The following is a 25422-nucleotide window of genomic DNA, read 5'->3' on the forward strand; positions in this document are numbered from 1 at the left end:
GTCTATTTAGCCGTAGACCGCAAGCTACTTTGTGGCAAAATAGCCTTATTCCTATCAAAACAGAACCGTCCTGACTATTACCGCCTGTTGCCCAACAATCCCAAAAACCATGACCGCCTTACAATCATTATTCAACGCCTACCGTGTAGCCGCCCAAACCCACCGTGAAAAAGGCACTTATTTTGAAGACCTGATTTGCACTTACCTACGCAATGAAGCCAGTTATAAGGACTTGTACAGCCAAGTGTGGGCTTATGCAGATTGGGCGCGAGAACAAGGCTTGGATGCGCGGGACACGGGCATAGACTTGGTGGCTAAAACAGCCGGAACAAATGAAGTCCACGCCATTCAATGTAAATTCTACGCAGAAGATTACCGGATGCAAAAAAGCGATATTGACAGCTTCTTTACCGCATCGGGTAAAAAGCCGTTCAGTCATCGGCTTATTATCAGCACCACCAACAACTGGAGCGAACACGCCGAAGATGCGCTCCAAAACCAACAGCCACCAGTCAGCAAAATTGATTTAAACGACCTGGAAAATAGCCAGATCGACTGGTCACTTTACCAACCCCAGCAACCACCTGTCCTTAAAGCCAAAAAACAACTACGCAATCACCAAACCGCCGCCCTAGATGGCGTGGAACACGGCTTACAAACCGCAGAACGCGGCAAGCTCATTATGGCCTGCGGCACGGGCAAAACCTTCACCAGCCTTAAAATTGCCGAAAAAATCGCAGGCAAGGGCAAACGCGTGTTGTTTTTAGTGCCAAGCCTATCGCTTCTATCGCAGACCCTGACCGAATGGACACAAGAATCCGCAACGCCTTTACACAGCTTTGCCGTCTGTTCAGATAGTGATGTCGGTAAAAAGCGCAAAAAAGACGATGACATCGTGCAAACCTTTACCCACGAATTGCGCTACCCCGCCACCACCAACGCTCAGCAGCTTGCCAAGGAAATCAGCAAACGCCATGACGACCAGCACATGAGCGTGGTGTTTTCCACTTACCATTCCATTGACGTTATCAGCAAAGCCCAAAAGAACCATGACTTGGCAGGTTTCGACTTGATTATTTGTGACGAAGCCCACCGCACCACTGGCGCGACCTTTGACGATGAGGACGAATCCACCTTTGTTAAAGTCCACGATGCCGACTTTATCAAGGCCAGCAAACGCTTGTACATGACCGCAACCCCGCGCATTTACGGTGACATGGCAAAAGCAAGCGCGGAAAAAGACAACGTGGCGTTATGCTCAATGGATGATGAAACCCTGTTTGGCAAAGAGCTTTATGTCATCAGCTTTTCCGAAGCCGTCAAACAAGAATTGCTGGTGGATTATAAAGTCATCGTATTGGCGATAGACGAAGTTCACATTAGCCAAAGCCTGCAAAAATTGTTGGCCGATGAAAATAATCAGCTTAAAGTTGACGATGCCGGAAAAATCATTGGCTGTTGGAAAGCCTTATCCAAACAAGGAGCTAGCCAAGATTTAACCGATGACAACGCACCAATGCGCCGTGCCGTGGCATTTTGCCAAGTCATTGAACCCGCCACCAACCCCAAAACCCATAAAGTCAGTTCCAAAAACATCGCCAACATGTTCAAGGCGGTGGTGGAAGCCTATCAGGAACAAGAACAAGAACAAGAACAAGAAACCGCTAAAAATTCAACAGACTCCTTCTCCCTAAGGGAGAAGGCTGGGATGAGGGTTTTAAAATCAGTTGATCACTCCTCCCCTCACCCTAGCCCTCTCCCAGAGGGAGAGGGGACTTTTAGAGCTTCCCTACAATGCGAAGCCGCACACGTTGACGGCAGCATGAATGCCAGCCAAAAAGAAGAAAAACTGTTGTGGCTAAAAGCGGCAACACCCGAAAACACCTGCCGGATTTTAAGCAATGTCCGTTGCCTGTCCGAAGGCGTGGACGTACCCGCCTTGGATGCTGTGTTGTTCCTAACGCCGCGCAATTCACAGGTGGATGTGGTGCAATCGGTAGGGCGCGTCATGCGTAAAGCCGAAGGCAAAAAACGCGGTTATGTGATCCTGCCCGTGGTCATTCCCGCCGGAATGGAACCCCAGCTAGCCCTCAATGACAACAAGACCTATAAAGTCGTCTGGCAAGTGTTGCAAGCCTTGCGCTCACACGATGACCGCTTTGATGCCATGATTAACAAGCTGGATTTAATCGGCAAAGACACGTCAAAAATGGAAGTGATCGCCATTACCGACAAGTTCAGCAAGAAAGCAAAAAAATCAGACAAGCCAAAACCGACGGGCAAACGTGAATACGGCATTGGCGAAAAGCCTGCAAAATATACCGCCACACAAGCCGACATCGTAGACACCTTTGAAATCGACGACATCCAACGCGCCATTTATGCCAAAGTGGTCAAAAAATGCGGCAACCGCAGCCATTGGGAAGACTGGGCAAACGACATTGCCAAAATCGCCCGCACCCATATCGCCCGCGTTCAGGCCATTTTAGACACGCCGACCAACACCGAAGAAATCGCCGCCTTTAACGCCTTTGCCGAAGAACTGCGCGATGACCTCAACAACGCCATTACCGATACCGAAATTGTCGAAATGCTGGCGCAACACCTGATAACCAAGCCGGTGTTTGATGCGCTGTTCCAGGATTACAGCTTTGCCCAACACAACCCGATGTCGCTAGCCATGCAAGACGTGTTGGATAAATTGCACGAGCACCATATCGACAAAGAAGCCGACACCCTGCAACGCTTTTATGACAGCGTAAAAATGCGCGCCGAAGGCATCGACAATGCCGCTGGCAAACAAAAGATTGTGGTGGAGCTGTACGACAAGTTTTTCCGCAACGCCTTCCCGCGCATGACCGAGAAATTGGGCATTGTTTATACGCCGGTGGAAGTGGTGGATTTTATTATCCACAGCGTGAATGACGCGCTACAAAACGAGTTTGGCCAAACCTTGGGCGATAAGAACGTCCATATTATTGACCCGTTTACCGGAACCGGCACGTTTATTACCCGTTTGCTGCAAAGTGGTTTAATCAGCCCCGCGCAACTGCCTTACAAATACCAAAACGAGATTCATGCCAACGAGATTGTGTTGCTGGCCTATTACATTGCCGCGATTAATATTGAGGCGGTGTATCACGATATTATGAACTCCCCTCTCCCTGTGGAAGAGGCTTCTGAAAAGCCCTCTCCAGAGGGAGAGGGTTGGGTGAGGGGAAATCAGAATAAGGAAAATGCCTATTTATCTCCCCCTCATCCCAGCCTTCTCCCTCAGGGAGAAGGAGCCAATATTCCTAAGTCAACAGCATTGGGGGAGAAGATTGCCTACCAGCCCTTCAAAGGCATTTGCTTAACCGACACCTTCCAATTGTATGAAAAAGACGATTTAATTAGCCAGATTTTGGTGGATAACAGCGCACGACGTAATAAACAAAAGAAGTTGGATATTCGGGTGATTATTGGCAATCCGCCGTATTCGGCAGGGCAAGAAAGCGCCAATGATAATAATGCCAATGTGGAATATAAATCTTTGGATGACAAAATCCGCTCAACCTACGCCGCAAACTCTACCGCCACCAACAAAAACGCCTTATACGATTCCTACATCCGCGCTATCCGTTGGGCAAGTGACCGCGTGGGTGATAGCGGTATCATTGGCTTTGTGACCAATGCAGGTTTTATTGAAGCCAATACCGCCGATGGCTTGCGTCAATGTTTAGCCGATGAATTCAGCAGTATCTATATTTTTCATTTGCGCGGCAATGCACGGACATCGGGCGAATTACGCCGCAAAGAAAAAGACAATGTTTTTGGTCAAGGCACCCGCACGCCGATTGCCATTACCATTTTTGTCAAAAATCCCAATGCGACAGAAAAGGGCCTTATCTACCTGCACGACATCGGCGACTATTTAACCCAAACACAAAAACTCGAAAGTATTAGCGACCTCAAAAGCATTAACGGCATTACGGCGGCGGATGGCTGGCAAAAGGTCATACCCGACCAGCATAACGACTGGCTAAAGCAGCGTGATGATAGTTTTAGCCACTTTATTAGTTTGGGGGATAAGAAAGATAAAGATGCTGTAGCAATTTTTGATAATTATTCGAGGGGGATCTCAACAAGCCGGGATGCTTGGTGTTACAACTTTTCAAAAAATACACTTGCTAAAAATATGAGGGGCATGATTGATTTTTATAATAAGGAAGTTGAACGCTATCAAAGGGCTTGCGAAGGATTAGGCAAAGATAACTATCCTAATGTAGATAATTTTATCAGCCTGCATGCAACAAATATTAGTTGGAATAGAGGGCTTAAAAATGATTTGAGCCGATTCACAAAACACGGTTATCAAGAATCGGCTTTAGTGAAAGGGATGTACCGAACTTTTACCAAGTCCCCGGTTTATTTCAGCAAATACATGAATGACATGGTTTATCAGATGCCCCGCATTTTTCCAGATTCATCAGTTGAAAATCGGGTGATTTGTGTGACTGGATTAGGCACTCCTAAAGCATTTTCTGCCATTATGACAAATGTTTTGCCTGATATTCAGTTACAAGCAAATGGCCAATGCTTCCCCCTAAAACTCTACGAACCCACACAAGCCGATGAAAACCAACAGCCCAGCGGCGTAAAACCACAAACCGACCTGTTCAGCGACGAAGCTTATGTAGGCTGGGTTAGCGCTAGCGTAACCCAGCAAAACGCCACAACCATCGACACCGAAACGCTGGGTTACGCTAGCGCTAACCCAGCCTACCAAAGCAAAGACGGCATTACCGATGCCGGTTTAGCCCACTTTCAAGCCGCTTATCCCTTTGAGACCATCAACAAAGAAGACCTGTTCTATTACATCTACGGCTTGCTGCATTCAGAAGACTATAAAACCCAATACGCCGATAACCTAACCAAAGAATTGCCGCGCATTCCGTGCGTCAACAAAGCGGCGGATTTTTGGGCATTCAGCAAGGCAGGCCGCGACCTGGCGGAACTGCACATCAACTACGAAACCGTCGAACCTTATCCCGTCACCTTCGATTGCGGTAAAGCCAAGTTAGGTGATTTAAAAGACGCAGATTTTTACGTTACCAAAATGAAATTTGCCAAGAAAGACGACAAATCGACCGTGATTTATAACCACAAAATAACCATCAAAGACATTCCATTGGCGGCTTATGAATATGTCGTCAACGGCAAACCCGCGCTGGAATGGGTGATGGAACGCCAAAGCGTCACCACCCACAAAGACAGCGGTATAACCAACGATGCCAACGATTGGGCAATAGAAACCATGAATAACCCACGTTATCCGCTGGAATTGTTTCAGCGGGTGATTACCGTTAGCCTTAAAACTATGGAAATCGTCAACGCCCTGCCGCCCTTCGATGCCAGCCCTAGGTCATAGGTATCTACACAACTTTTCGACGCAATAAAAACAACGAGCTGGAAAAGCAACGGACTCCCTCTCCTACTGGAGGGTTGGGGTGAGGAGAATAAAATCAACTGTTTATATTCCCCCTCATCCCGACCTCCTCCAAGGGAGAAGGGGTAAATACTTGTGTAGATACTTATGGCCCTAGGCCGTAGCTGGCCTTGTGCCTGCCCTTTGTGTGCTATAGGGCAAGCAATTTCGGGCAACCACAAGGGATTGCCCCTATGGTTTGGAGATCAAATTTAACTGATTTTTTTAGGAAAATGCGGGGGTTAGGTACTTCGATGAACCTTGTTGAATCATTAAGTGGCGGAGAGAAAGGGATTCGAACCCTTGATACGTTGCCGTATACACACTTTCCAGGCGTGCGCCTTCGACCGCTCGGCCACCTCTCCTGATTTTTTTGATGTCTGCCCTGGGGTTAACTTAGGTTGGGCAGGGCGGCAAGGATAAGCTAGAAAGCCTTTTGTTGCAATGACTTTATCTTAAGGGAACCTCTAATAATCCCCTCTCCCTCTGGGAGAGGGCTAGGGTGAGGGATATAATTGCTTGATTTTATTACCCTCATTCCGGCCTTCTCCCAGAGGGAGAAGGAGTTTTTTGAATTTTTAGAGATACCCTTAAGCTAAGCCGATTGCTGGCTTTCAAGCTCATCCCAGCGTTGGAAAACCTGTTCCAGCTTGGTGTCGGCAGTTTGTAGATCAGCTAAGGTTTTGGCAATAACGGTTTGGTCATTTTTATAAAAATCCACATCATTAATCTTCTTGGTTAGTTCGGCTTGTTGGGCTTCAAGCTGGGCGATTAGTTCGGGCATGTTAGTTAATTCTTGCTGTTCTTTAAAACTGAGCTTTTTTTTGACCGGATTTTTCGGTACGTATGGATTTTCGACACTTAAATCCAGTTTCTTTTTACTATCTTGGTTTTTCTTAGCTGAGTCGGTTTTTACCTCTGTTAGTTTCTGGTTTTGCCAATCACTGTAGCCGCCGACAAATTCTTCCACGCTGCCAGAACCATCCAGTACAAAAACGCTGGTGACCACGTTATCTAAGAAAGCACGGTCATGGCTGACTAACAATAGTGTTCCGCTGTAATCAACGAGCCTTTCTTCCAGTAATTCCAGGGTTTCTAAGTCGAGATCGTTAGTGGGTTCGTCCATCACCAGGAAGTTTGCTGGCTTAGTAAACAATCGTGCCAGCAGCAAGCGGTTTTTTTCACCACCAGACAGGCTTTTGACGGGCGAGCGTGATCGTGCTGGAGCAAACAGAAAATCGGATAGATAGGACATAACATGGCGTTTATTGCCTGCAATTTCGATAAAGTCACTGCCATTGCCAACGGTATCGGCAACCGTCATGTCAGGATCAAGCTGATCGCGCAGTTGATCGAAATAGGCAATTTCTAAGCGTGTACCATGCTCGACCACGCCGCTACTTGGCTCTAGCTGCTTAAGCAACAGCTTTAGCAAGGTGGTTTTACCTGCACCATTTGCACCGATAAGTCCGATTTTGTCACCACGTTGAATGAGCGTAGAGAAATTTTTGATAATTTGCCGTTCAGGATAACTAAAGCCTATGTCTTTAACTTCAATAACTTTTTTACCTGATGACTCGGCTGTTGATAAGCCCAGCTTGCTGGTGCCTTGTTGTAGTCGGCGTTGCGCCCGTTCTTTACGCAAGGCTTCTAGTGCCCTTACTCGGCCTTCGTTACGGGTGCGCCGCGCTTTTACGCCTTGCCTGATCCACACCTCTTCCTGCGCCAGTTTCTTGTCGAATTCGGCATTTTGGTTGGCTTCGTCTTCCAGTGCTGCCGCTTTGCGCCTTAAATAATCGTCGTAAGTGCCTTGCCAGGACACCAAATAGCCGCGATCCAAATCGACAATGCGGGTTGCCAGCTTTTGCAAAAAGGCGCGGTCATGGGTGACAAACAGCACTGCGCCAGCGAAGTTAAGCAATTGTTCTTCCAGCCAAGCTATGCTTTCAAAGTCAAGATGGTTGGTTGGTTCGTCCAGTAACAGCACTTGCGGTTCGATGACTAGCGCCTTAGCCAGTGCGACACGGCGCTTCCAGCCGCCTGATAAGTCCTGAATTTTTAATTCTCCGGGCAAGTTCAACTTGGTTAGAGTGGCTTCTATCTTGGTGTTGAAATGCCAGCCATTTAACGCTTCCAGCTTATGTTGTAGGTCGCCCAGTTCTTGCAGTGCTTTGTTGTCATGATAATCCATCGTCAACGAAAGTGCATGATAACGCGCAATCACGTCTCCTAGCTCGCCCAAGCCACTGGCGACTGCATCATAGATAGTCGCTTCATCGGGTAACTCTGGTGCTTGTTCCAGCCATGCCAGTTTTAATTCTGGTTCGCGCCAGATGTCGCCACCATCGGGAAGTACATTGCCAGCAATGATCTTCATCAAAGTGGATTTTCCTTCGCCATTACGCCCTAACAGCCCTACCCTTTCACCAATGTCTAACTGGAAGTTTTCTTTATTGAGTAAAGCATGAGTGCCGTAAGCGATGGCGATGTTTGATAGGCGTAATAAGGGCATTGGGTAAGTTAGTAAAGGTAAATTCAATGGGCATTATACCTGAAATACTGGTTGTGCTTTTTGTCTGATGTTTGAATTGCTTGACGTTGGGATGAGGATTTTAGGGTAGTGGGTGAAACCTGTAACTTGATAGGGCGGAGTGGCAAACCTAGGTTTGCATTCCAAAATACACGCGACCCACAGGCATGAAGCCGACAAGTCCATCAAAAAATACAGGTTTCACCCACTACCGATTTTAGAATCAATCAGTTAAAACCCTCACCCTCGCCCCCTCAGCAACTGCTCCTGCGTTGCCCTGTTACCTATATCCTTGTAGGCATCCCAGGGTGAGTGGACTAAATCGCTTAACTTAATAGCATGGGACGATCAATAGCACTTAAATTAGCTGATAAATTATGTCTTTACCTTGTAAATACCTCCGCAATAAATCGAGAGCAGATAATGCTGCTTGATGCTGTTTACGTTTGATGTCACCAGTCAGAATTCGGACAGTATAGTTAACTTTACCCTTAACAAACAAGGCATTAGTCACGGTTATTGACTCGATACCATGTGGATTTAAATAATACCCTGCGGAAGTGAGCTGGACTAAAATCATATCTGCATCGGTAGTTTTCTGCACCGCATTAGCTATTGCTTTGGCAGTTGCCATCGCGTCATCGGAATCATATTCAACTTCTAGTTGTTGCGTGAGCCTTTCTACGGACTGCTCGTAGGTAGTGCTTAGTAACCAAGTCACCCCAACCATTTTTGCTGCCACTAAGCCTTGGCTAATGGTTTCCACAACTGCAAACGTATGGTTTCCTGCTGTCATCAATTGGTCTACCACAGACACCAGATCGCCTGCCTGTTGTCCCAAACATTCAATCGCATACACGGCATCGCCTATCGTATCAGCGATTAAATGGGTCAGATTTTTCAGTTGCGTTTGTGGGTAATCGCTCGGAAATAGCAGCTTAGTTTGTACTTCACCTAATTCAGCACGAAAACCTAGCTGCACTTGAAGTGGGATTTTAATTTTACTTATCCGTTCCTGAAGATCAGACTCACCTATCCCAATGGTTTTAATGGTAATTAATTGACTGGGTTGCAAGACAAAACGGCTTGATAGCGTCTGGATATGTTCCAGAAACATATTCCGCATTTCTGATGGCACACCAGGGATGAAAGCAAACCAGCACCGTCCCTGTTGCAGCGCAAATCCGGGTGCAGTACCTGTACGGTTATCAAGACGTATTGAGCCTTGCGGTAGCATCGCTTGTTTGCGGTTACATTCTGGCATGGCTCGGTTTCTGTTACGAAAAAACTGCTGTATCTGGACAAAAGCAATCTCATCGAATATCAAAGGTAGATCAAAAGCCTTGGCAACGGCTTCAGCCGTCAAGTCATCGCTGGTAGGGCCTAATCCGCCGGTGCAAATACAACAATCGGCACGGGTTGCAATGTCCAACAATACCTTTACCAAATCCTCCAGCTTGTCCCCTACTGCTGTATGGCGGCTGACGTTGAAGCCCATTTCTACGGCTTGTTGCGACAACCAGGCGGCATTAGTATCGACAACTTGTCCGGTGACAATTTCTTCGCCTTGTGAAAACGTTTCAAAACTTGGATTCATAGTTAAAATCTCGTCATCAAAATTTGATACCAGAATGGCAAGGCTATCAGGCTGAGTGTCGTGGTGACGGTAACTGCCATTGCGTATAACGAGCTATCCAGTTGATAGCGGTCACATAGCACAACCCCTAACACCATGCTGGGCATGGCTAAGTCAAGCACGGCGGCGGCTTTATAGTCATTCGCCATAGTTAGATGTTCCGCAAATAATATTGCAAATAGCGGCATCAAGATCATTTTGATGACCACGACGGGAGCAATATAAGGGATATTCCGCAATCTGACGGCTTGCCAACTTAACGCCAATCCTAACGAAAATAACATTAATGGCACGACCGCTCCCGATAACATTTTTAATGTCCCAGTAAGCCAGATTGGAGCTATGAATCCGTTCAAATTTAATAACACCGCAATACCTGCCGCCCAAAATGGCGGCACATTCAAAAATGTCCAGACTGGCTGTCGAATCTCTGAAGCATCCTCGCCATAATGCCGAACCACAACGACACCCAAGGTAAATAACAAGGGTGATGTGGCAAAAAGATCAATCTGGATGACCACAGACCGCGCCCAACTGCCAAAGGCCTGCTCTAACACGGGCAAGCCTAGATAGGTAATATTGGGAAATCCCGCCGCCAATATCATGGCGCCCAAGCATCGATGTTCAAACTTAAAAAGTGATCCGACCAGCCACAGGCACAACATACCAAACAGAATGCTGGCAACCGCTAACACGGTGTATTGTAAGGAATGTAAGCCAATATCCGCCGTCCATAATACTTCCAAAACCATAGCTGGCAAGAAATAATAATATACAACTGTGGTTAATACCTTACGGGTTTGCTCTGCATCAAGACCCATCGGCTTAATGATTCGCCAGCCGATGCCGCCAGCCATAAGCAGAGCCATTTGTATTAATGTGGAGTGCATAATCTTAATTTCAACTCGTAAATAGTGATTTTACCACTCACAATTAGTCAACTTCCGGTAATATAGTGTTCACCATTATTGCATGACTGCTTCGTGTCTACCGTGTTGAGTTTTTTACGAAATGACTATTGTCACTCCTAACCAAGACAGAAAATATCTTTATCAATCGTTCGAAGAAGACACTCAGCAATGACATTTGACCCTTCATTTACTACTTCCTATCTAGTTGCATTCGCAATGGGTTTGGCTACCAGCTTGCATTGCGTGGGAATGTGTGGCTCGATCATTGGCACACTCACATTAAGCTTAAGCCCAGAAATACGGAACAGCAAACGACTGCTAATCCCATTTGTGTTCAACTACAATCTTGGCCGAATCACCAGCTATACCTTGGCGGGTGCGCTGGCAGGTATCGTTGGATCATTCATTCCTGCACCTGCAACTGATATCAATGGCTATCGTATATTGCAATTATCGTCGGCGGTTATTATGGCAGGAGCGGGCTTTTATATTGCGGGCTGGTTGCCGCGTTTTGCTTATATTGAAAAAGCTGGCGTTCATTTATGGAAACAAATAGAACCTTACGGACGAAAATTGATCCCCGTAAAGGATCGGACCCAGGCTTTCCTGTTCGGTATGGTATGGGGATGGTTACCTTGTGGGCTCGTCTATACCGCCTTAGCGCTCGCCTTGACGACAGGCGATGTCAGCAAAAGTGCCCTGACCATGTTATCTTTCGGCTTGGGTACTTTACCTGCGGTAATGGGCGTAGGTATAATGACCAGCGTACTAACGCGGTTATCGAGAATGCAACGGTTCAAACAGGTTGTCGGTCTGTTCATGATAGCGCTGGCATTGCTGGCCGCGATGCCTTGGCTTAATCCAATGGCTATAATAATAAATCATACAAATCATTAAGAGAGGCAGTCATGGACTATTTTAAAGCGATCATAGGGCAATCTCCCGCATTGGATGCGTTAATCCGTAGCGCCAGGATAGCTGCCGTTACTGATGTCACTATTTTACTGAATGGCGAGACAGGCACTGGCAAAGAAATTCTCGCTAATGCCATTCAACAATCGAGTTCTAGGGCGAACAAGCCTTTTATCACGTTAAACTGTGCCGCGTTGCCGGAAAGCCTTATCGAATCGGAATTGTTCGGTCATAAGAAAGGCTCGTTTACGGGCGCTACAGGCAACACTCAAGGTCTGTTTCAGGCAGCGCATGGTGGCACTTTATTTCTCGATGAGATTAACTCCTTGCCCATTTCAATTCAGGCAAAACTGCTGCGCTTTATTGAGTCTGGCGAGTGCCTTGCCGTCGGCGACACTGAGACTTATACCGTTGATGTGCGGATAATTGCGGCTACAAATTCTGACTTGAACCAACAAATTGCCGATGGCACCTTTAGGCGCGACTTGTTCTTTAGGCTAAATGTTGTGCCTTTAGAGCTTCCGCCACTAGCCCATCGAATTGGCGATATGGAGCTTTTGATCAAGCACTTTATGGGGCTATTTGAACATGAGCATGAAATACTTCCGCCCCAGTTCAGCAGAACAGCCTTAAAAGCGCTCAAATCTTACAGTTGGCCGGGCAATATTCGTGAATTACGGAATCTGTGTGAAAGGCTTTGCATCTTATTGGCCGGAAAGGTTATAGAACCAGAAAACCTGCCATTCGAGTTCAATAAGAACAACTCAGGCTTCAGCCTACCTCATTTTACTCTCCCGTCTGCTGGGCTGGATTTGGACAACTTGGAAGTCAGTTTAATCCAGCAAGCCTTGGAGCTAACCGAGGGAAATCGAAGTCAATCAGCGAAATTGCTAGGTCTAACAAGAGACACATTACTTTATCGCATGCGAAAACACGGTTTTGCTGTTTAGTAAAATATAGCAGGCAATGCGGAAAGCTTGTTTAAGCCAGTGTCATCGACATCTAATAGACATTACAGTAACATTATCGCTTTTCCCATTGGCGCGGTAGATAGATAATCTCGTCAACTTCGTGAGGTTTGCTTTGTTGCTTTCCAAATCAGCCAGTTCTAGCAGTTCGCCATTCTTGATATGGCCCCAAAAACCGTCGCTGCAAAGAACGAATGTCTCGTTTTTGCTTATCACTGGCAACAGTTTGATATCTACACCATGATTCTTATTGACATTAATGCTGCGCGTAAGTTGGTTTTGCTCAGAATGTTGCGCTAATTGGTCTTCGGTTATTAAACCAAGATCTAATAAGTCTTGAGGAATAGAATGGTCTCGCGTTCGCCATAAAATTTCCTGAGGTGTCATTCGATAAATTCTGGAATCTCCACAATGTGCCGCCATCGAGATTCGGTCATCCAGGTAAAGAATGGCGCAAGTCGTGTATGCCTTACTCGCTAGCTGATCATCAGCGAATAAAACCCTCATTTCGTTGATGGCATCGTTAATCCAAGCTAAAAACACCTCAGCAGGATTGTTCTGCGCTATTATTTTGGAACAATATGTTTGTGAAAACTTAAGCATGCCCTGACAAAAAAATTGGGATGCTTTTTCACCCGCCTGATGTCCACCTAAACCATCGGCGACAATAAATAACGCATAATCATCATTGACGATATGCGCCATAGAATCTTGATTTATCTTCCTATCGCCTAAGACTGTTAACTGAAAAAATTCAAGCTGCATGATTTCGTAATTTTTTATTGTGATCTTGCATTAAGCATAGCTTGTTTTAAATTCCGTACTGATTGTGCCAATCCTGAAAATAGTGCCTGGGCAATAATTGAATGGCCAATATTAAGCTCTACAATTTCTGGAATGCGGCATATTGCCGCTACATTATGGACGTGCAAACCATGCCCCGCATTAACTTGTAAGCCAATACTGTTGGCATAAGCCGCAGCTTGTTGAATTCGTTCCAGCTCTGCTCTCTTGGCAGCAAATGTTTTTGCCTCCGCATAACAGCCTGTATGCAGCTCTATAACAGGCGCTCCGGCTGCTTTAGCGGCATCTATTTGGACTTGATCTGGCGCTATGAATAGTGAGACTTCAATGTCTGCGTCGGCAAGTTTTTCACAAGCCCATTGTAGCTTTGATAGATTACCCGCCACCTCCAAGCCACCTTCCGTCGTCAATTCCTCACGCTTTTCAGGCACCAAACAACAGGCATGGGGCTTCACTTTGACTGCGATTTCAACCATCTCATCCGTCACCGCCATTTCCATATTCAATCGGGTATGGATCATGTCTTTCAGCAGGAAAATATCCCTGTCCTGAATATGCCGACGATCTTCCCGTAAGTGCGCGGTAATGCTGTCTGCGCCATTCTGCTCGGCAACCAGTGCTGCCTGAATTAACTCAGGATAACGCGTTCCTCTAGCTTGCCTGATGGTAGCAATATGGTCAATATTAACACCCAGTAGAATTTGTTTTTTATCCATTATTACAACCGCTTAACTATGTTATTAATAACAGCACGGCTCTTCAGCTGCTTACCTTGCAAATGACTATCTATAACAGCTCGCATCAATAGTTTTGCTTCGCTCAACACATGAGATTCATCGAATTGTCTTTGCTGTATAGCCAGTAAAACCGAGCCTGAAAATTGACCATCCGCGTCTTCAACTAAGCCATTGCCCTTATTAAACACATACTTTTTATTTGCTGCTATCGGTTTTTCATGATGTAAATCATAGTCTAGCTGCACACCATAACCAATATGATCCATAAGTTTTAATTCAAAAATCCGCAATGCAGCTTCAATCTCAGTCGCGTGTGCCAACTGTGCTAAACATTGCTGATAATCCTGAAAGACTTCTGGATGGGGATCATCTTTATGTAAGAAATTGCACACCAGCTCATTGATATAAAAGCCGCAGTAGAACGCCAATCCTGTCAATTCAAACAGAGAACCTAGCATTTCAGCATCGGTCAACGTCCTTAAATCAGATTTGCCGAGGTATGACAGCGACAATGCCACAAAAGGTCGTAACACGCCTGCGGTTTTAGATTTTGCTTTACGTACCCCTTTGGCTATCACGGAAATCCTGCCGTAATCGCGGGTTAAGGCATCAATAATCAGGCTGGATTCGCGGTAATTTTGCTGATGTAAAATATACGCTGGCTGCGAATGGACGACTGTATCACTCATTAAACCCCAAGCTTAATAAAGCGCGTTCATTGTCAGACCAACCTTTTTTAACTTTAACCCACAGCTTTAAAAACACTTTTTGACCGATAAGTTTTTGAATATCCATTCGAGCATCCGTGCCAATTTTTTTCAGCATTTCACCTTCTGTACCGATGACGATATTCTTTTGTGAGGCACGTTCCAGCCATATCACAATATAAATTTTGGTAACATGCGGCAATTCTTCATACAATTCGACTTGTACGGTCAGCGAATAAGGCAGCTCATCACCCAAACGCCGCGTGAGCTTTTCCCTGACTATTTCCGCACATAAAAACCGCTCAGACCGATCTGTCACTTGATCTTCAGGGTAGATCAGCTCACTTTCAGGCAATAAGGTAAGCAATAGACTTTCCAGTTCTTCAAGATTTGTGCCTTTTAATGCCGAAATAGGCAGCAGACTATGGAATGGAAAGCGCTTTTGGGCTTGCTCAAAAAAAGCCAAAATGTCTTCTTTATCTTTAATCTTATCGACTTTATTAACTGCCAAAATTACTGGTAATCCGGTCTGTTCCAGTTTTTTTAGGATAATGTCGTCGTATTCTTGCCACACTAGACCATCAATTAGCCACACGATGACATCAACACCTAATAAGGTCGTATCTGCGGTACGATTTAAATAGCGGTTAAGCGCCCTTTGCTCGCCGTGGTGCATGCCTGGCGTATCCAAGTAAATGACTTGGCCTTTTTCTGAAGTACTTATACCGAGTATTCGATGGCGGGTGGTTTGCGGTTTACGAGAGGTAATGCTGATTTTTTGCTTTAACAAATGGTTCATCAAAGTTGATTTACCGACATTCGGGCGGCCAATCAAAGCCACGTGACCACAATTCATGCACTGTCCTTTTGGAGTTTGGCGAGCATCATTTCTGCTGCTGATTGTTCAGCTTTTTTTCTGGAAACGCCAGTACCTACGCAGGATTCTGCAATCAAAGCGACGCTACATTTAACTTTGAATGTTTGTTCGTGAGCCAAGCCGGACATATCTATCAAGATATATTCAGGCAGTTCCATTTTCTTGGCTTGCATCAATTCTTGTAATTGTGTTTTGGGATCTTTTTGCCAATTGTCTGCCGACAAAGCTTGCAATTTATCGGTAAAAATCTCAATGATCCAATCCTGGCAACGTGCTATGCCTTGATCTTTATACAGCGCACCCATAATGGCCTCGAGTGCATCCGATAAAATCGAATCCCTGCGAAAGCCTCCGCTTTTTAACTCACCTGAGCCTAAATACAAGTAGTCACCGAGTTGATGCTTTCGGGCTAGTTCTGCTAGGGAAGATTCATTGACAAGGCTGGCCCGTAATCTGCTTAACGTGCCTTCATCGGCTCCAGGGAAAATATCGAACAACTTCTGGGCAATCACGAACCCTAAGATCGCATCACCTAAAAATTCTAAACGTTCATTATTATGCGCCCCAGCACTACGATGCGTTAATGCCGTGATAAAAAGCTGAGGTTGATTAAATAACAATCCCAGTTTTTGACACAATATTTCCGGCTTTTTTATCACTCCTTACCGACCTCAATGACATCATGGAACTCAACTAAAGCACTTAGGTTGCCCACTATTTTTTCAACAACCTCATAATCCGCCTCAACTTTTAAGTAATTACCCCGTTTGGTTATCTTCATATCTTGTGCTTTAACGCGCGCGACGTAATTCATATTAAACCGTTTGTCGATACTCGATCTAATTTCAGATTCGCTTTTTGTTTCAGCATCCCTGTCTTGCTCTATAGCTGTCAAAGCGCTCTTAACCTTGCTGTGATCAAGATAAATAGGGCCAATCTTAAATATTAATAAGACAAAAGAAGCGAATATACCCAACATAAAAATAAGGGTAATAAGTGTGTAGCCTTGCTGAGGTTTCGATGGTGTGTTCATCATAGCTCCGACGATCAATTCAAAAATAACACATTGATGGCACATCGGTAAGTGTATCTCATTTTAACACTGTGCCAATTCGATCAAAACCGATGCCTTTATGCTCCCAATCCCAACTCATCCAGATAAAAAATGCCTTTCCTACCAAATTTTCTTCTGGGACAGTCCCCCAATAACGACTGTCATTGCTGTTATCACGATTATCGCCCATGACAAAATAATTACCCGCCGGAATGACATAAGTAAATTCTACAGTTGGCGCATCATTTCGAATCAAAATACTGTGTTCAACGCCCGTCAAATTTTCTTGAAAGTGTGTGTTACCTGTCATATCCTGGCCTTGCCCTACACCTTGATAGATGCCCAGCGAAGCCTGATTAATGGGTGCATCGTTGATAGTCAATTTCTTATTGTTATAAACGACTTTATCACCAGGCAAACCGATGACTCGTTTAATATAGTCCACCGTCGGATCTTTAGGAAAACGGAATACAACGATATCGCCACGATGCGGTTCGTCGAGTTCGATGATTTTTTTATTGATGACAGGGAGACGTATCCCGTATGCGAACTTATTAACCAGCAGAAAATCTCCGATTAACAAGGTGGGCATCATGGATGCAGAAGGTATACGAAACGGTTCCGCCAAAAATGACCGTAACAAAAAGACGATCAACACAATCGGAAAAAATGACCGCGCGTACTCAACAACAACCGGTTCATTGGCTTCATCGAATACCCGCTCTTGCGATTTCAAGTACAGTAAATACCCGCCCCAAATCACTCCAGTCACTATACTGGCTATAAAAAGAAAAAATGAAAAATCATAATCCATAGGAAAAGTGTATCAAGTGATTGAAAGGAAAGCCGTATTATTCTTTATTGAGTTGTAATACAGCCAAAAATGCTTCTTGGGGTATCTCAATATTACCCACCTGCTTCATCCGTTTCTTACCGGCCTTTTGTTTTTCCAGCAGTTTTTTCTTGCGGCTAATATCACCGCCATAACATTTGGCGGTAACATTTTTCCGCATCGCTTTGACCGTTGATCTCGCAATGACTTTGGAGCCGATAGCAGCTTGAATCACCACTTCATACATTTGTCTCGGGATAAGCTCTTTCATTTTTTCGACCAGATCCCGCCCACGGTTGTTGCTCAGATCACGATGCACGATAATCGACAAGGCATCGACCTTATCGGCATTTATCAACACATCGAGTTTGACAAGCGGGGCTTCCTGGAAACGCAAAAACTCGTAATCAAAGGATGCAAAGCCCCTGCTCACCGACTTTAAGCGATCAAAAAAGTCTAGTACGACCTCACTCATCGGCAATTCGTAATGGATAGACACCTGCCTACCGACATACTGCATGTCTTTTTGAACGCCACGCTTTTCAATACACAGCGTAATGACTGCCCCCAGATAGGTTTGCGGCACCAAGATATTCGCCCGAATAATCGGTTCCCTAATGGCTTTGACCGTTCCCATATCAGGCAATTTTGCCGGATTATCAATCATCAATACCTTATCATTTTGGGTGATGACCTCATAAATTACCGTTGGGGCCGTGGTAATCAGGTCTACGTCGTATTCCCGCTCCAAGCGTTCCTGGACGATTTCCATGTGCAACATGCCCAGAAAACCGCAGCGAAAACCAAAACCTAAGGCTAACGAGGTCTCCGGCTCAAATACCAAGGACGCATCGTTAAGATTGAGTTTGTTGAGTGCTTCGCGCAGATCTTCGTAATTATCCGAACTGACTGGGTACAAGCCGGCAAAAACCCTGGCTTGAACTTTTTGGAATCCAGTGAGTTGTTCTGGCGCGGGATTATCAGTCCATGTAAGAGTATCCCCGACGGGGGCACCAAAAATATCTTTGATGCCAGCGACAACATAGCCAACTTCACCCGTGTTTAAAATATCCCTTTCTAATCGTTTGGGTGTAAAAACACCCACGGCATCAACCAAAAATGATTTTCCCGTGGACATGATGGTGATTTTTTGCTTTTTGCGGACACTGCCGTGGACAATCCTGACCAAGGAAACGACTCCCAAATAGCTATCAAACCAGGAGTCGATAATCAGTGCCTGCAATGGCCCTTCGACATTCCCTTGAGGCGGCGGAACTTTGATAACCAACTGTTCCAGCACATCCCGCACACCTAAGCCCGTTTTGGCGCTTATCATTAGGGCTTCATCTGCCGGAATGCCTATAACCTCTTCGATTTCCGCCTGTACACGTTCGGGTTCAGCAGACGGCAAGTCGATTTTATTCAACACTGGAACGACTTCAAGGCCTTGTTCAATTGCCGTATAGCAATTGGCGACACTTTGTGCTTCCACACCCTGGGCGGCATCAACGACCAACAAAGCCCCTTCACAGGCGGCTAACGAGCGAGATACTTCATACGAGAAATCCACATGCCCAGGCGTATCAATAAAGTTTAACTGATAAGTTTCACCATCCTTGGCGACAAAATCCAGTGTGACGCTTTGCGCTTTGATGGTTATGCCGCGTTCCTTTTCAATATCCATCGAATCAAGGACTTGAGCGGACATTTCCCGTGCTGTCAGTCCTCCGCAAAGTTGAATGAAGCGATCCGCAAGTGTCGATTTACCATGATCTATATGCGCTATGATGGAAAAATTTCTTATATGTTTTAAATCCACGAATTATTTATCAATTTTCAAAGCCAGAAATACCGGGCTACCACGGCGTTGTATCAAAACCGCTACCGATTTACCTACGGGAAGATTTTTGACTATTTTATCAAACTCGTTCACATCGCGAATGACATTATTCTGGATACGCAAGACGACATCACCGGATTGTATCCCTGCATCAGCGGCAATACCACTTTCAACACCCTGAACCAAAACGCCATTCTTAATATTTTCCAATGACTCCCGCTGTTCGGCGGTTATATCGGCAACACTAATACCCAATCTGTTGGTAGGCTTTGCTTCTACCTTATACAATGGTGCTTTCGCTTCCTGATCTGGCAGCAAGCCTACTTTAAACTCAATTGTCTTTGTCTCGCCTTGCCTGATGATCGTTAACTTCCCTTCACCATTAATCGGAGTCATGCCGACCATGGGCGGCAAGTCTGCTGATGTTTCAATAGGTTGACTATTAAATTCAGTAATGATGTCACCGATCTGCAAGCCAGCTTTTTCCGCCGGACTGTTCGGAATAATTTTAGAAACCAACGCGCCTTGAGGTTTCTTCATGCCAAATGACTCAGCCAATTGCCGGGTAACATCCTGAATTTGTACGCCTAACCAACCATGAGCCGCTTTACCACTGGTTTTAATCTGTTGGACTACATTCATGACCACATCCATAGGGATGGCAAACGACAAGCCCATAAAGCCGCCCGTGCGGCTATAGATTTGCGAATTTATACCAACCACCTTGCCATCCATATTGAATAAGGGGCCACCCGAATTGCCTGGATTTATAGCGACATCTGTTTGTATAAACGGCACGTAGTTACCCCCAGGCAAGCTCCGACCCTTCGCACTGACAATGCCGGCAGTAACCGATTGTTCAAACCCGAACGGCGAACCGATAGCTAAAACCCATTCCCCGACTTTTAATTCATTAGGCGAGCCAATGTTTACCACAGGTAAACCTGTGGCTTGAACCTTTAATAGGGCGATGTCGGTGCGTGCATCAGAACCAATCAATTTAGCGACTAATTCACGTCGATCTGAGAACTTGACGATAATTTCATCAGCATCTTTGACGACATGATGGTTAGTTAATAAATAACCATCTTGGGAGATAATAAACCCGGACCCTAAAGATTGCGTGTCTTCACCACCAAACTCACCACCGCCCCCACCGTCTGGATTATTAAAAAAATGTTTAAAAAGCTCCTCCATTTCGGGAGGAATGCCTTCGGGCATCTGTTGGCCTTTAGGCATTCCCTTAGCTGCTGGCTTAGCCTTTTGAGTGGTACTAATATTAACCACCGCCACACCATTGGTTTTTACCATTCCGGTAAAATCCGGTAACTGTGCAAAAACAGTTTGGCTACCTATAGCCATTAAAAACACACAGTAAATCACCCTTTCGAGCATAAAACCTCCATCACGTTCAAGCAGTTGAATATAGAATAAAACAAAATATTGTGAACAACACTAACACCTTTCAAGTCGCTTTGAAAAGAGTGAGCTACTTTAAGGAATCTCTGAACCTGTCAGTCCGATCATGGTTCGACCAGTTCACCACGAACGGAATCGACCCATTACTATTCGTCTCCTGAACCCTTCGTTACACTCAGGAGAGCCTTGTCGAGAACTTATTCGCAGCTTCATTAAGTATGGGATAAAAGCTTTCTTTCTGTCGATTAATCAAGATATTCGAGAGAGTTTAAGGCGCGGAATTGCGAAGTTTTACACCTTCGGAAATATACTTAACCGTTGAAGCAGGAACTTCACCTAACACCGTAAGCTGGGATTCAGCTAGATTACGGCTTATGGAATTGATTGCACCCACGGAATGTAAGCCCTCAGAAAGCCGAGAATCGGTTGTCTTGTCGGCTTTTTTTGATTCCAAATAAACAGAAACAGAAGCAAACCCGTCACTCAACAACAGGTGATCTACCGGCTGATCAGATTTATGCAAGGGTTTACGGCTAAAAAATATTTGCTTAAAGCCTAATGGCAAAGCAGTCACTTCAAAAGAGGCCTGATTTGATGGTTCTGATACAAGAGCCGCTACCGCACTAACGCCAGCGACCTCCTTATCTTTACTTGGTATCGGCTGCTTATTTACTCGCATTTCAGTAAAAACCACTTGTTCCAAAACGATACCAGAAAGATCGTAAACAACGGCTTTCATGGGCAAAAACTGGTCTTTAGCTATCCATATTTTTCTAACATATCTGAAATCATCTTTGGGCTGGATAGCGACAACATAAGACGGCAACATTGCCACATCTTCCTCACCTACAACTTCAAACTGATAACTGGAATCCAGTTCGTCCAAGTTCTTCGGAACATCGACGATGAACGAATGTTCATAAGGTCGATGGTCAGCAATCACTTGTTGCGTCAACTTATATAGGCAAGTGACTTCATCGGAATTTCTAATGATTTCACGCTGCGGCGAATTGAGTGACACTAAGCGTTCTTGCTCTTTGTTTTTTTCGCTAGTATGGAAGTATTTCATCGCTTCCAACTTGTCATTCTTTAAGAAAACAACCGTCCCCTGATAGTTGGATACTTCCATCGCCTTGACCATTTTTTGCAGCATTTGTTTAGCTGTCAATGGCGTTTCGGCGACAGAGACTACACTTATCGACGCAAATAAAAGGGTAAAGAAAATTCGCACCAAAATCATTCCTGACCGTAAGCAGTCACTTTGGCATAGGGTTGAAAATGAGCTTCGCCATTGGTATACACACTGCTATTGTGAGCTTGGAGGTAATCATTAAACTGGGCGTTTAAGGGCTGGCGATTGCGTTGTTCTGGTTTTTCCGGTGGGGTAAAGGCGGCAGGTAACTGTTGCTGAGAACTAGCCATTGCGGTTACGGTCTGGTAGTTATTGGCAGATGGATTATCACGGAGGCTTTGCCCCACCAGCACCGCAGCAGCTAGGGTTGAAGCCGCTACAGCATATAATTTGCGTTTTGTTTGCTTATCTTGAACTTGCTGAGACTGTTTAGGTTTTAATTGCGGGAGGAAATGAGCCGGTTCTTGTTGGATTTCCTGAAACACTTTATGAGAAAAGTCGGATCGGACTTGGTAAAACTCATCGGTTTTTAATGCCTGACTAATCGCTTGATACCGACTCATCTTATTTTTAAGAGTTACATCTGACTGTATTTTTTTCAGCAAATCCAGCGTTTCATCGCAACCCATATCGCCATCAACCAGCCTGGAAATATTTTGATTTGTTTCTTCAACCATCGAACTTCACCATTAATCGAGTAAAGGGTTTAACTTACTATCAATCGCCTCGCGCGCCCTGAATATGCGCGAACGAACCGTACCTACTGGGCAATCCATCGCCTCTGCAATCTCTTCATAACTCATGCCTTCAAACTCGCGCAACATAATCGCCACCCGCATTTCTTCCGGTAAATTTTCAATGGCCAATTGGATGGTCTTGACTATTTCTTCACTCAGCAACTCACGTTCAGGGGTTTCCATGCCTTGCAACTGCGGTGCATTTTCAACAGCTTCTGCGTCTTGCACATCAATGTGGTAATCGGAATTTCTTCTTGATCGTGACACCAAATAGTTTTTTGCCGTATTAATAGCAATACGATACAACCAAGTGTAGAAAGCAGAATCACCACGAAAGCTCCCTAACGCCCTGTAAGCCTTGATAAAAGCCTCTTGAGCGACATCCTGCGCCTCGCTGTGATCCTTAACATAACGATTGACCAATTGGATAATCTTATGCTGATATCGGATCACTAAGATATCGTACGCGGACTTATCGCCCTGTTGAACCCGCGACACCAGTTCTTCGTCTAAAAGCTCGATATTTCGGGTGCGGTCGTTCACTGAAGTTTCAACTGTGTAGGTAGACAGGATTAGGTGGTAAAAGTTCTCTACTAGAAAAAAATTGCTATCACGCAAAAAACCGCTATTATCCACAAACTAAGCTTGGTAAGCCACAACTTTGGCTATCAGTGCTAACGGCTTGTTTATTTTTAAATAATCCGAAATCTTTCCACCTGCAAATTTAGTATGACTTGTGACACGCATGATGTTCTGATTATTGGTAGCGGTGGAGCCGGTTTAAGCTTGGCTCTTAAATTAGCGGATCATTCGCTAACGGTAGCAGTGTTGTCCAAATTCGCCCTAACCGCAGGTAGTACCTACTATGCCCAAGGCGGCATATCGGCGGTGTTTGATGCGGAAGATTCTATTGAATCCCATATTGAAGACACTCTGAATGCCGGAGCGGGGCTTTGTGATCCTGAAATCGTAAAACTTGCGGTCACTTATGGAAAAAATTCCATCAATTGGCTGCGCGATCAAGGTGTTGTATTTACTGAAGAAATAGTAACAACTGGCGGAACCAAATTGCACTTAACGCGGGAAGGAGGTCATTCGCACCGTCGCGTTGTCCACGCCGCCGACGCAACTGGCAAGGCAGTTTCACTTTCATTGATTGATCGTGCCAAAGAACACTCCAATATTGATTTATTTGAAAACCACAATGTTGTCGAATTAATTACCACAACAGAAAACGGAAAATCCGCCAAAAGAGCGATTGGCGCTTATGTTTTAGACTCGTCAAAGCAACAGGTCAAAACCCTGTCTGCCCGTGTCGTAGTCTTAGCCACAGGGGGTGCCAGCAAGGTTTATCTGTACAGCACCAACCCACAAAGCGCCACTGGCGATGGTATTGCACTGGCTTGGCGCGCTGGTTGTCGGGTCAGTAATATGGAATTCATGCAATTCCATCCCACCTGTTTATATCACCCCAGTGCGGGTTCTTTCCTTATCACCGAAGCCGTAAGGGGCGAAGGCGGCAAACTGGTATTGCCGGATGGCTCGCCATTCATGCAAAATTTCGACCCGCGCGGCGAGCTTGCGCCACGCGATATAGTCGCCCGCGCCATTGACCACGAAATCAAAAAACGCGGTATCGACTGCGTTTATCTCGACATCAGCCATAAACCTGCGGACTTCATTCGCGAGCATTTCCCCAACATTTACGAACAATGCCTTAAGTTTGATATAGACATTACTAAACAGCCGATCCCTGTCGTACCAGCGGCACACTACACTTGCGGCGGGGTAATGACGGATAGTTATGCACGTACTGACATAACCAACCTGTACGCCATCGGCGAGGTCGCCAGCACCGGCTTGCACGGCGCTAACCGAATGGCGAGCAATTCACTGTTGGAATGCCTGGTTTTTGCCGACAGGGCGAGCGAAGATATTTTGAAAAATCTTGCGGCCATTCCTGCACCACCAGCCATCCGCGACTGGGATGAATCAAAAGTCAGCAATTCCGACGAGGAAGTCGTCGTTTCGCACAATTGGGACGAACTGCGCCGTTTTATGTGGGATTACGTGGGCATCGTCAGGACAGACAAACGCCTGGATCGTGCCATGCACCGCGTGGATCTGCTAAAGCGGGAAATCGCAGAATACTATGGCAATTTTAGGGTGACCAGTGACTTACTGGAATTACGAAATCTCGTCATTGTGGCCGAATTGATTATCCGTTGCGGCCAATTACGCAAGGAAAGCCGGGGCTTGCACTACACTCTGGATTACCCAAATACAGATAACAGCAAGCCAGCGCAGAATTCGATCCTGACTCCTGAGTAATCGGTTACCTCGCTTTTAGCAACACCTCGACCCCATGGGCAGCCGTCTCGCAATCGCGTACAGATTTTTCGACGCGCCGTTGTAGCAACAACCCTTTGCTTAAGCCATCTATATCGCGGGACACATATTCATTAAGGTCGTTGCAATTTTTTTCCATAAGTTGCTCTGCCTGAAGAATAGCTTCCTGGTCTTTAGCATCCACATCGCCTTCCTGCAACACCATGACTTCACTGGTCATTTTATTTTGCAAGCGAAACGCGGCCTCAACACGTTTTTCAAACTCTTCACGGGATTGCCCATCGGGGCCATACTTCCCTAGTGAGAAAGGCATACATCCCTGTAACAACGCTGCAATAACAAAAGTAGCAACCCCTATCCAGCGTCTGTCAATAAGCAAATTCTTAGTACCTTTTATTATTTGGCGCGTATTATGAAGCGCAATAGCCATCTTGCCAATAGCCTAGTACAAGATCACGATATGGGCGGGGAAAACCCCAAAAATTCAATAAATCTTTTCCTTGTTTTTAT

The 25422-nt window shown here is 45.5% G+C and carries 20 protein-coding genes and 1 tRNA gene; 4 read left to right on the plus strand and 17 right to left on the minus strand.

Going from position 1 to position 25422, the window contains the following annotated elements; genetic code table 11:
- The first annotated feature begins 109 nt into the window (after positions 1–109).
- Complete coding sequence (locus ABL924_RS03375; protein WP_349025660.1) at positions 110–5410, plus strand: type ISP restriction/modification enzyme; 5301 nt, start codon at positions 110–112, stop codon at positions 5408–5410.
- A 334-nt stretch (positions 5411–5744) separates the two neighbouring features.
- On the opposite strand, the gene ABL924_RS03380 is transcribed toward ABL924_RS03375, so the two are convergent.
- The 4 genes from ABL924_RS03380 to ABL924_RS03395 form a co-directional block, all read right to left on the minus strand.
- Positions 5745–5832, minus strand: a tRNA-Ser gene (locus ABL924_RS03380).
- A gap of 230 nt (positions 5833–6062) precedes the next feature.
- Positions 6063–7979 (minus strand): ATP-binding cassette domain-containing protein, encoded by a 1917-nt coding sequence (locus ABL924_RS03385; protein ID WP_349025661.1) that lies wholly within the window; start codon positions 7977–7979, stop codon positions 6063–6065.
- Positions 7980–8355: 376 nt separating this feature from the next.
- Positions 8356–9594 carry a molybdopterin-binding protein gene (locus ABL924_RS03390; protein WP_349025662.1) on the minus strand — a complete coding sequence of 413 codons (1239 nt, stop codon included), beginning with the start codon at positions 9592–9594 and terminating at the stop codon, positions 8356–8358.
- A 2-nt stretch (positions 9595–9596) separates the two neighbouring features.
- Positions 9597–10523 (minus strand): AEC family transporter, encoded by a 927-nt coding sequence (locus ABL924_RS03395; RefSeq protein WP_349025663.1) that lies wholly within the window; start codon positions 10521–10523, stop codon positions 9597–9599.
- A gap of 189 nt (positions 10524–10712) precedes the next feature.
- On the opposite strand from ABL924_RS03395, the gene ABL924_RS03400 reads away from it, so the two are divergent.
- Positions 10713–11441, plus strand: coding sequence for a sulfite exporter TauE/SafE family protein (locus ABL924_RS03400; protein ID WP_349025664.1), 729 nt, complete (start codon positions 10713–10715; stop codon positions 11439–11441).
- Between the two features lie 11 nt (positions 11442–11452).
- Positions 11453–12406 carry a sigma-54 dependent transcriptional regulator gene (locus ABL924_RS03405; RefSeq protein WP_349025665.1) on the plus strand — a complete coding sequence of 318 codons (954 nt, stop codon included), beginning with the start codon at positions 11453–11455 and terminating at the stop codon, positions 12404–12406.
- A 42-nt stretch (positions 12407–12448) separates the two neighbouring features.
- Here ABL924_RS03405 and ABL924_RS03410 read toward each other — a convergent pair whose 3' ends face one another.
- From ABL924_RS03410 to rpoE, 12 genes are all read right to left on the minus strand, one after another.
- Positions 12449–13189 carry a PP2C family serine/threonine-protein phosphatase gene (locus ABL924_RS03410; RefSeq protein WP_349025666.1) on the minus strand — a complete coding sequence of 247 codons (741 nt, stop codon included), beginning with the start codon at positions 13187–13189 and terminating at the stop codon, positions 12449–12451.
- Between the two features lie 14 nt (positions 13190–13203).
- On the minus strand, positions 13204–13944 hold the full coding sequence (pdxJ, locus tag ABL924_RS03415) for a pyridoxine 5'-phosphate synthase (RefSeq protein ID WP_349025667.1): 741 nt from the start codon (positions 13942–13944) through the stop codon (positions 13204–13206).
- 2 nt (positions 13945–13946) lie between these two features.
- Entirely contained in the window at positions 13947–14654 is a 708-nt protein-coding gene (gene recO / locus ABL924_RS03420; RefSeq protein WP_349025668.1) for a DNA repair protein RecO, read from the minus strand.
- Positions 14647–15528: a GTPase Era gene (gene era, locus ABL924_RS03425; protein WP_349025669.1), complete on the minus strand. Its 882-nt coding sequence runs from the start codon at positions 15526–15528 to the stop codon at positions 14647–14649. Before era ends, recO begins: the two co-directional genes overlap by 8 nt.
- Positions 15525–16208 (minus strand): ribonuclease III, encoded by a 684-nt coding sequence (rnc, locus tag ABL924_RS03430; protein ID WP_349025670.1) that lies wholly within the window; start codon positions 16206–16208, stop codon positions 15525–15527. Before rnc ends, era begins: the two co-directional genes overlap by 4 nt.
- Positions 16205–16582, minus strand: coding sequence for a DUF4845 domain-containing protein (locus ABL924_RS03435; RefSeq protein WP_349025671.1), 378 nt, complete (start codon positions 16580–16582; stop codon positions 16205–16207). Before ABL924_RS03435 ends, rnc begins: the two co-directional genes overlap by 4 nt.
- A 58-nt stretch (positions 16583–16640) precedes the next feature.
- Positions 16641–17417 carry a signal peptidase I gene (gene lepB, locus ABL924_RS03440; RefSeq protein ID WP_349025672.1) on the minus strand — a complete coding sequence of 259 codons (777 nt, stop codon included), beginning with the start codon at positions 17415–17417 and terminating at the stop codon, positions 16641–16643.
- A 37-nt stretch (positions 17418–17454) separates the two neighbouring features.
- Positions 17455–19254, minus strand: a complete 1800-nt coding sequence (gene lepA, locus ABL924_RS03445) for a translation elongation factor 4 (protein ID WP_349025673.1) — start codon at positions 19252–19254, stop codon at positions 17455–17457.
- A gap of 3 nt (positions 19255–19257) precedes the next feature.
- Positions 19258–20670, minus strand: coding sequence for a DegQ family serine endoprotease (locus tag ABL924_RS03450; protein WP_349025674.1), 1413 nt, complete (start codon positions 20668–20670; stop codon positions 19258–19260).
- A 292-nt stretch (positions 20671–20962) separates the two neighbouring features.
- A complete protein-coding gene (locus ABL924_RS03455) occupies positions 20963–21934 on the minus strand; it encodes a MucB/RseB C-terminal domain-containing protein (protein WP_349025675.1) in 972 nt (323 codons plus the stop codon).
- The gene (locus ABL924_RS03460) at positions 21931–22503 is read right to left on the minus strand and encodes a sigma-E factor negative regulatory protein (RefSeq protein ID WP_349025676.1); all 573 of its coding nucleotides are present in this window, start codon (positions 22501–22503) and stop codon (positions 21931–21933) included. Before ABL924_RS03460 ends, ABL924_RS03455 begins: the two co-directional genes overlap by 4 nt.
- Positions 22504–22515: 12 nt before the next feature.
- Complete coding sequence (gene rpoE / locus ABL924_RS03465) at positions 22516–23106, minus strand: RNA polymerase sigma factor RpoE (protein ID WP_349025677.1); 591 nt, start codon at positions 23104–23106, stop codon at positions 22516–22518.
- 186 nt (positions 23107–23292) lie between these two features.
- Between rpoE and nadB the strand changes: the two genes are divergently transcribed.
- Positions 23293–24894 (plus strand): L-aspartate oxidase, encoded by a 1602-nt coding sequence (gene nadB, locus ABL924_RS03470; protein WP_349025678.1) that lies wholly within the window; start codon positions 23293–23295, stop codon positions 24892–24894.
- Between the two features lie 4 nt (positions 24895–24898).
- Here nadB and ABL924_RS03475 read toward each other — a convergent pair whose 3' ends face one another.
- Complete coding sequence (locus ABL924_RS03475) at positions 24899–25291, minus strand: hypothetical protein (protein ID WP_349025679.1); 393 nt, start codon at positions 25289–25291, stop codon at positions 24899–24901.
- Positions 25292–25422: the final 131 nt, after the last annotated feature.

Origin of the sequence: Methyloglobulus sp., assembly GCF_040079455.1 — a bacterium.
Taxonomy (GTDB): Bacteria; Pseudomonadota; Gammaproteobacteria; order Methylococcales; family Methylomonadaceae; genus Methyloglobulus.